An 8,837-nucleotide genomic window follows, 5' to 3' on the forward strand; every position below is an offset into this window, starting at 1 on the left:
CGCCGCCCACCGTCGGACGGCGACCGCGCCGAGCAGGCCGAGCGCGAGCAGCGCGGGCAGCGCGCGGTTCGCGGCCTGGACGACGCCGAACACTCCCCCGCCGAGGTCGCGGGCCGCCGCCTCGGCGTAGTAGACGAGGGGGTTCTGGCCGACCAGCACGGCCACCGGGACGGCGGTCAGCGCGACGATCAGGGGCGCGCAGCGCACCAGCGCCGCCAGCGGCCCCCTGGACCCGAACGGAACAGATGGATTCACAGACTTCTCCCCTAAAACCGACACCCAGCCGATTTCCGAGAAAGAAGAAAATGGCGTCCATAACACGGACGGCTTTCGGCTTCGGATGCCCTCCCGAAGCCGTCAATTTAGCGGGGTTGCGCGTTCTCCACGTTCTTTCCGAGCCAAAGGGCATAACCCCACAGCCCGCCGAAAAGAACGCCGAGGATGAACATGGTCGGCACGAAGAACCCGGTGGCGAGCACCAGGACCTGGAATCCGGTCGCCGCCGCGACGCCCCACGGACGTCCGAGGGTTCCGGCCAGCAGCAGCGCCAGCACGGCCAGCCCACCGCCGACGCCTCCGGCGACCGCGCCGCCGGTGTCACCGACCGCGATCGCCACCGGAATCGCCAGCGCCAGAATGATCGCCTCACAGGTCAAGATCATCGCGCAGAGCCGCCGCATCACAACACCTTCACTCGTTCCACCGGACCGGCACCCAACCTACCGCCACCCCCGATCCCCCCGTGACCAGCCCCTATGCACGGGAGAACCCGGAGATCAGGTGACGCGCAGCAGGAGCCGGGCGTCGCCCGCCGTGACCACGGAACCGGTGATGACGACCCCGGAGGAGATGAGGTCGGGGGCGTCGTCGGCCAGGGCGATGGCCTGGTCGATGGCGTCGTCGAGACGTTCGGCGACGTGCACGCGCTCCGCGCCGAACAGCGGGACGGCCAGATCGGCCAGGTCCGCGGGCGCGAGACCGCGCGGCGAGGAGTTCCGGGTGACGACCAGCTCTTCGAGGACCGGTTCCAGATACTCCAGCATGGCGGTGACGTCCTTGTCGGCGGCCGCCGCCACCACGCCGATGAGGCGGTTGAAGCCGAACGACTCCGTCAGCGCCTTGACGGTCGCGGCCATCCCGGCCGGGTTGTGCGCGGCGTCCAGGATGACCGTGGGGCCGGTGCGGACCACCTCCAGCCGTCCGGGCGAGGTGACCTTCGCGAAACCCTCGCGGACCAGCGCGGGGTCGAGCTTGCCGTCGCCCTCGAAGTCGGAGACGGTGACGCCGCGCGTCACCTCGTCGGGGTCCAGCGGGCCCGCCGTCGGCGCGCCGCTCGCGAACGCCTCGACCGCGGCCAGAGCGACGACGGCGTTGGCGGCCTGGTGCTCACCGAACAGCGGCAGGAACACCTCGTCGTACTCGCCGTGGATGCCGCGCAGATCGAGCTGCTGGCCGCCGAAGGCCACCTCGCGCCGGACCACGCCGAACTCGATGCCCTCCCGGACGACCTGGGCCCCGACCTCGGCGGCCCGGCGCAGCAGCACCTCGGCGGCCTCCAGCTCCTGCTGGGCCAGGACCGCCACACACCCTTCCTTGATCACGCCGGCCTTCTCCACGGCGATGTCCTGGAGGGTGTCGCCGAGGTAGTCGGTGTGGTCGAGCCCGATCGGGGTGACGACCGAGACGACCGGCGAGACCACGTTGGTGGCGTCCCACGCGCCGCCCATCCCGATCTCGACGACGGCGACGTCGACCGGGGCGTCGGCGAAGGCGCTGTAGGCCATCGCGGTCAGCGTCTCGAAGAACGAGAGCCGCACCGGGTGCTTACCGTCGATCATTTCGAGATAAGGCGCGATATCCGCATAAACCTCGGCGAACTGCTCCTCGGAGAGGGGCTCGCCGTCGATCGAAATGCGTTCGCGCAGTTCCACGAGATGCGGCGAGGTGAACCGGCCGACCCGCAGCCCGCGCTCGCTCAGCAGCGAGTCGATCATCCGCGCGACCGACGACTTGCCGTTGGTGCCGGCGACGAGGATCACCGGACAGGCGTTCTGCGGAGATCCCAGCAGATCAAGGAGGTCCTGGATCCGCTCCAGCGTCGGATCGAACTCCCACTCGACGCCCCGCGCCATGATCGCGCCCACCGCGCCCCGATAGTCAGTCACCCCCCGAGATTATCGGCTCCGAGCCGCCCGGCCTCCGGGCCCGGCGGCTCGCCGCGCCGCGAACCCGGCCGATCAGCTCGGGACGTCCGTGCTCCCGCCCTGCGACGGCCCGCTCTGCCCGTCCTGGGGTGTCTGCTGCTGATTCTGGCGCGGGTCGCCCTGCGGGCCGCGGTCGAAGCCCTGACCGCGCCGGAAGGGCGGGCCGTTCTGGTCGGCCTGGCGGTGGAAGCCGGGCCGGTCCGGACGTCCGTCCTGGTCGACGAACGCGACGATCCCGCCGCCGACCAGCCCGCCGATCACCCCGGCGGCCACGATCCCGGCGACGGAGCCGTTGAGCACCCTGCCGAATCTGCGGCCGGCGGGCTGCGGCGCGGCCGGCTCGCCAGGTCCGGGCACGGCGGGGACTTCCTCAGGCGTTCCGATATTCCGATCTTCGCTCATGCTCCTAATCTGCGCACCCGCTCTGAGCAGCCGATGAGCCGTATCTGAGAGCCGCCTGAGAAGCACGCGAGCTCCCCGGCGATCAGATCGCCGGGGAGTTCGCGCGGTGCCGAAGAGGGCAGGTCAGCCCGCGGGAAGGGACGCGAGCTGGCCTTCGAGCCGCGTGATGTCGGCCTCGGCGGCAGCCTGGCGGGCCTTGTTCTTGTTGATGACAGCCTCGGGGGCCTTGGCGACGAAGTCGGCGTTGCCGAGCTTGCCGGTCGTCTGCGCGAGGTCCTTGCGGGCGGCCGCGAGGTCCTTCTCGAGCCGGGCCCGCTCGGCGGCGACGTCGATCGCGCCGGAGGTGTCCAGCTTGACCGTGACGCCCTCGGCCGGGAACGTGGCCGTCGCCGAGAAGGAGCCGTCCGGCGTGGTCAGCCGCAGGACCGACCGGATCGCCTCCTCGTGGTACTGGAGCGGCGAACCGCCGAACTCCAGCACCGCGGCGACCCGCTGCCCCGGCTTGAGGCCCTGGTCGGACCGGAACCGGCGGACCTCGGTGACGAGCCGCTGCAGGCTCGCGACGATCTCCTCGGCGTTGTCGTCGTCGAAGGCGGGATCGGCGACCGGCCACGGCGCCCGGACGACCGTCTCCTGCCCGGTCAGCGCGATCCACAGCTCCTCGGTGATGAACGGGATCATCGGGTGGAGCAGGCGGAGCAGCTTGTCCAGGACCTCGCCGAGGATCCGGCGGGTGGCCTCGGCAGGCGCGCCGCCCGCGCCGAGCGGCACCTTGGACAGCTCCAGGTACCAGTCGCAGACCTCGTCCCACGCGAAGTGGTAGAGGGTCTCGGCGGCCTTGGCGAAGTCGTAGGACTCGACGTAGCGGTCCACGTCCCGGACGACGGTCTGGAGCCGGGACAGGATCCAGCCGTCCACGGTCGAGTACTCGCTCGGCAGCGGGCCGTTGACGTGCGCGCCGTTCATCAGCGCGAAGCGGGTGGCGTTCCACAGCTTGTTGCAGAAGTTGCGGGAGCCCTGCGCCCACTCCTCCGCCACCGGGACGTCGCCGCCGGGGTTCGCGCCGCGCAGCAGCGTGAACCGGGTGGCGTCGGCGCCGTAGGACTCGATCCAGTCGAGCGGGTTCACCACGTTCCCGAACGACTTCGACATCTTCTTGCCGAACTGGTCGCGGACCATGCCGTGCAGGTAGATCGTCTTGAACGGCGCGACGCCGTCCATCGCGTACAGGCCGAACATCATCATCCGGGCGACCCAGAAGAACAGGATGTCGTAGCCGGTGACCAGCACGGACGTCGGGTAGAAGCGCTTGAGGTCCTCGGTCTGGTCGGGCCAGCCCAGGGTGGAGAACGGCCACAGGGCGCTGGAGAACCAGGTGTCGAGGACGTCGCCGTCCTGGGTCCAGCCCTCGGGGATCTCCTCGTCGGGGCCGAAGCACGCCTGCTCGCCATCCGGGCCGTACCAGACGGGGATGCGGTGGCCCCACCAGAGCTGGCGGGAGATGCACCAGTCGTGCATGTTGTCGACCCACGCGAAGTAGCGCGGCGACAGCTCGGCCGGCTCGATGGTGACGCTGCCGTCGCGGACGGCGTCGCCGGCGGCCTTGGCCAGCGGCGCGACCTTCACGAACCACTGGAGCGACACGCGCGGCTCGACGACGGTCTGGCAGCGCGAGCAGTGGCCGACGGCGTGGTTGTAGGGGCGGACCTCCTTGACGATCCGGCCCTCGCGGCGCAGCGCCTCGACGACCTCGGCGCGGGCGTCGTAGCGCTCCATGCCCTTGAACGGGCCGTCGGCGGTGACGCGGGCGTGCTCGTCCAGGACGACCACCGACGGCAGGTCGTGGCGGCGGCCGATCTCGAAGTCGTTCGGGTCGTGCGCCGGGGTCACCTTGACAGCGCCGGTGCCGAACTCGGGGTCGACGTGCTCGTCGGCGACGACCGGGATGCGGCGGCCGGTCAGCGGCAGCTCGATCTCGGTGCCGACCAGGTGGGCGTAGCGCTCGTCACCCGGGTGGACGGCCACGGCCGTGTCGCCGAGCATGGTCTCCGCGCGGGTGGTGGCGACCGTGATCTCGTCGGTGTAGCGGATCGAGACGAGTTCGCCCTCGCGCTCGGCGTGCTCGACCTCGATGTCGGACAGCGCGGTCAGGCAGCGCGGACACCAGTTGATGATCCGCTCGGCGCGGTAGATCAGCTCGTCGTCGTAGAGCCGCTTGAAGATCGTCAGCACGGCGCGGGACAGGCCCTCGTCCATGGTGAACCGCTCACGCGACCAGTCGACGGAGTCGCCCAGCCGCTTCATCTGGCCGAGGATCGCGCCGCCGGACTCGGCCTTCCACTTCCAGACCTCGGCCTGGAACGCCTCACGGCCCAGGTCGTGGCGGGTCTTGCCCTCGGCGCGCAGCCGCTTCTCCACGACGTTCTGGGTGGCGATACCGGCGTGGTCCATGCCCGGCAGCCACAGCGCCTCGTAGCCCTGCATCCGCCGCCGCCGTACCAGCGTGTCCTGGATCGAGTGGTCCAGCGCGTGACCCATGTGCAGCGAACCCGTCACGTTGGGCGGCGGGATCACGATCGTGTAGGCGGGTGCTTCTGGGTCACGGGCCGGGTCCGCGGTGAACAGACCGGCCGAGGTCCAACGCTCGTAGAGCTTTCCCTCGACTTCGGCGGGCGCGTATTGAGTGGGCAACGAGGACTCGGTCACGGAAACCGATTCTAGGGCGTGCCGAACCTCTGGCTGCGCCGTAACGTCTCTCTGAAGAGACAGAGAACGCCGGATAGGCCAGAATAACCCCCGAATCATCCCAGCGTAACCCCGGAGATCATCATGAGCGGTTGGACCCCTCCGCCCCAGCAGCCCGGCCAGGGCGGCGGCCAGCAGCCGCCCTATGGTCAGCAGCCCCCTTACGGCCAGCAGCCCCCGCAACAGCCCTACGGGCAGCCCCAGCAGCCGCAGCAGCCTTACGGCCAGCAGCCCCCTTACGGTCAGCCGGCCCAGCCCCCTTACGGCCAGCCGCAGACCCCGCCGCCGTTCAACCAGCCCTACGGCGCCCAGACCCCGCCGCCGTTCAGCCCGGCTCCGCCGCGCCGCTCCGGCGCGGGCCCCCTCCTGCTGATCCTGGGCGGCGCCGTCGTCCTGATCATCGTCGCGGTCGTCGCGGTCGTCGCCCTCTCCGGCGGCGGAGGCGACAAGTACAAGATCGCCGCGCCGTCCACCGCCGGCGGTTACACCGCGTCCGGCGACGCCGCGAGCAACCAGATCGTGTCCAGCTTCAAGCAGATGGCGGGCAGCAAGATCCCCGGCACGGTCGTGTCGAACACCTACGCCACCGGCAAGGGCAACGTCACCTTCATCGGCATCACCGCGACGGAGAAGGTCAGCGGCAGCGACTTCGAGCGGGGCCTGACCGGGACTCCGGGCGCCTCGATCACGCTGCACGAGACCTCGTCGGGCGGCGCGGGCTCGGCCAAGTGCGCCGAGATCACGGCGTCGAGCGTCACGATCCCGATGTGCTACTGGGCGACCGACTACACGGTCGGCATCCTGATGGCCGTCCCGGACGTGTCGAGCGGCAGCCTCTCCTCGATGAGCTGGACCGAGCTGTCCACCGTGATGCGCAAGATCCGCCCGGACGTCGAGACCAAGGCCTGACGCGGTCGGGACACCTGTCCCTGGTGAGGGGACGGGTGGACCGGCAGGGTGTGGGGCATGGCCATCGGGTTCGTCGCGTTCTTGGCGGGGCTCGTCGTGGGCGTCTTCGTGACGCGGCGGCGGGCCCCTCGTGATGAGCTGCGGGCCGGTGAGCTGCAACGGTCGCGGGAGCGGATCGTGGCGGCGGCCGAAGAGGACAAACGGCGGCTGCGGCACGACCTGCACGACGGGCTCGGGCCGACGCTCGCCAGCCTCGCGATGGCACTCGACACCGCCCGGCTGACGATGGGCACCGCTCCCGAACAGATCGGGCCGCTCCTGGCCGACCTGCGCAAACGGCTCGCCGACGCGATCGGTGACATCAGGGAACTGGTCGCCGACCTGCGGCCGCCCGCCCTGGACGACCTCGGGCTCGCCGCGGCCGTGCACGGGCTCGCCGAAGGCGTCGTGGGGATCAAGGTCGAGGTCAAGATCGGCGGTGAGCTGGCCGAGCTGCCCGCCGCGGTCGAGGTCGCGGCCTACCGGATCGTCCAGGAGGCCCTGGCCAACGTGCGACGGCACTCGCTCGCACCGACCGCGCTCGTCCGGCTCAACCGCGGCACCGACGCCCTGCACCTGGTCGTCGCCGACCCCGGCGCCGGGCTGCGGCCCGAACGGCCCGACGGGGCCGGGCTCGCCGCCATGCGCGAACGCGCCGCCGAGGTCGGCGGCGTCTGTACGATCGGCCCGCGTCCCGGCGGCGGCACCGCTGTGATCGCCAGGCTCCCCCTGCTCCCACGCTGAGACCCCCCTGCTCCCCCGCTCAAGAAGAGGCACCAAGTGGACGAGATCCGCGTGATCATCGCCGACGACCATCCGATGTTCCGGCAGGGCCTGCGCGCCCTCCTCGAAGCGCTCGAGATCGAGGTGGTCGGCGAGGCGGAGAACGGCCCCGCGGCCGTCGCGCTGGCGCACGAACTCCAGCCCGACGTCGTGGTGATGGACCTGCACATGCCGGGCGGCAACGGCATCGAGGCCACCCGGACGATCACCCGCACCTCGCCGCATCTCGGCGTCCTGGTGCTGACCATGTTCCGCGACGACGACTCGGTGTTCGCCGCGATGCGCGCGGGCGCGCGCGGCTACCTGCTGAAGGAGTCCGGCGCCGAGGAGATCGCCCGCGCCGTCCGCGCCGTCGCCGCCGGCGAGGCCATCTACGGTCCTGAGATCGCCCGCCGGGTGCTCACCTACTTCACCGACATGCCCGATCCGAAGCAGGCCGCGTTCCCCGAGCTGACCGAGCGGGAGCGCGAGGTCCTCGAGCTGATCGCGCAGGGCCGCAACAACGGCGAGATCGCCGCGACCCTGTTCCTGTCGCCGAAGACGATCCGCAACCACGTCTCGAACATCTTCATGAAGCTGCACGTCGCCGACCGGGCCCAGGCGATCGTGCTGGCCCGCGAGGCGGGTCTCGGCACCTGATGAAGAGGCTGCTCTGGCTCGGCGCGTTCGCCGGGCCCGCGGCCGTTCTGGCCGCCTTCTGGTTCCGCTACGACCTGCCGCCGGAATACCGAACCAACCAGGTGTTCCGGCCCGAATGCGTCATGGGGCTCACCTATCCGACGGTCGGCGCCTTCCTGCTGAGCCGCAGGCCGGGCCTGGTCGTCGGACGTCTCGTCTGGTCGATCGGGCTGCTCGCCGCCGGGTACTGGCTCAGCATCCCGCTGTCGCGGTGGGCGGTCGTCCATGAACTGCCGGGCGCCGTGCTGCTGCGGTGGGCGGCGAAATGGGCGTACGTCCCCGAGTTCCTGCCGTTGATCATGCTGGTGCCGCTGCTGTTCCCGACGGGGCGGGTGCCGTCGAAGCGGTGGCGGCCGGTCCTGGTGCTGGCGGTACTGCTGATCGCGGTCAACGTCCTGTTCCTGATGCTGCTGCCCGGCGAGTTCGGGTTCGGGCCCTACCAGCACGCCAACCCGTTCGGCCTCGACCTGGTGCTGGGCCTGGACGGCTTCTACAGCCGTGTCATCGAGCCCTTGACGGTCGGCACGACCTTCCTGGCCATCGCGTCGCTGGCCGTCCGGTTCAAAGCCGGAGACGAGACCGCCCGCCGGCAGATCGCGTGGATGGCCTACCCGCTGCTCGGCACGGCCGTCGTCGGCTACTCCGATCTGCTCTGGCCGGACATCCCGTTCTGGGTGTTCGCCGTCCTGACCTGCACGGCCGCGGGGACGGTGCCGGTGGCGCTGGCCGTCGCGGTGCTGCGCGACCGGCTGTACGGCATCGACGTCATCGTCAACCGGACCCTGGTCTACGCGTCGCTCACGGTCATCCTCGGCACCGTCTACTTCACGCTGATCGCGGTCGTCCAGCACTTCGTGATGGGGCCCGCCGCGGGTTTCACCGGGGCGATGGCGGTCGGCACGCTGTTCCAGCCGGTCCGCAGGCACGTCCAGCGGTCGGTGGACTCCCTGCTGGGCATCGAACGCGACCCCTACCGGCTGGCCGACCGGCTCAGCCGGACCGTCCAGCGGACCGAGAGCCCCACCGAGGCGCTCCGGCTCGGCGTGCGGGCCGCGCGGCGGGCGCTCGCGCTGACCG

At 70.8% G+C, this 8,837-nt stretch carries 8 protein-coding genes and 1 pseudogene; 4 read left to right on the forward strand and 5 right to left on the reverse strand.

The annotated features are described in order from the left end of the window. From ACYVE7_RS23335 to ACYVE7_RS23355, 5 genes are all read right to left on the reverse strand, one after another. Positions 1-255: hypothetical protein (locus ACYVE7_RS23335; RefSeq protein WP_460367179.1), on the reverse strand; the 255-nt coding region annotated here is incomplete at its 3' end. A gap of 107 nt (positions 256-362) precedes the next feature. Continuing rightward, positions 363-680 carry a DUF4233 domain-containing protein gene (locus ACYVE7_RS23340; RefSeq protein WP_460367181.1) on the reverse strand — a complete coding sequence of 106 codons (318 nt, stop codon included), beginning with the start codon at positions 678-680 and terminating at the stop codon, positions 363-365. A gap of 96 nt (positions 681-776) precedes the next feature. After that, entirely contained in the window at positions 777-2,132 is a 1,356-nt protein-coding gene (locus tag ACYVE7_RS23345) for a bifunctional folylpolyglutamate synthase/dihydrofolate synthase (protein ID WP_460367192.1), read from the reverse strand. Positions 2,133-2,237: 105 nt separating this feature from the next. Next, a complete protein-coding gene (locus ACYVE7_RS23350) occupies positions 2,238-2,606 on the reverse strand; it encodes a hypothetical protein (RefSeq protein WP_460367182.1) in 369 nt (122 codons plus the stop codon). Between the two features lie 123 nt (positions 2,607-2,729). After that, a complete protein-coding gene (locus ACYVE7_RS23355; protein WP_460367184.1) occupies positions 2,730-5,312 on the reverse strand; it encodes a valine--tRNA ligase in 2,583 nt (860 codons plus the stop codon). 123 nt (positions 5,313-5,435) lie between these two features. Between ACYVE7_RS23355 and ACYVE7_RS23360 the strand changes: the two genes are divergently transcribed. The 4 genes and pseudogenes from ACYVE7_RS23360 to ACYVE7_RS23375 all read left to right on the forward strand — a co-directional run. Beyond that, complete coding sequence (locus ACYVE7_RS23360) at positions 5,436-6,260, forward strand: hypothetical protein (RefSeq protein ID WP_460367185.1); 825 nt, start codon at positions 5,436-5,438, stop codon at positions 6,258-6,260. Positions 6,261-6,317: 57 nt separating this feature from the next. Further along, positions 6,318-7,043 carry a sensor histidine kinase gene (locus ACYVE7_RS23365; protein ID WP_460367187.1) on the forward strand — a complete coding sequence of 242 codons (726 nt, stop codon included), beginning with the start codon at positions 6,318-6,320 and terminating at the stop codon, positions 7,041-7,043. 36 nt (positions 7,044-7,079) lie between these two features. After that, complete coding sequence (locus ACYVE7_RS23370) at positions 7,080-7,721, forward strand: response regulator transcription factor (RefSeq protein WP_460367190.1); 642 nt, start codon at positions 7,080-7,082, stop codon at positions 7,719-7,721. Further along, positions 7,721-8,837 (forward strand): annotated as a pseudogene (locus ACYVE7_RS23375) (hypothetical protein); the annotation flags it as partial. The gene ACYVE7_RS23370 and the pseudogene ACYVE7_RS23375, both read left to right, overlap by 1 nt.

The sequence above is a fragment of the Actinocorallia lasiicapitis genome (assembly GCF_054778695.1).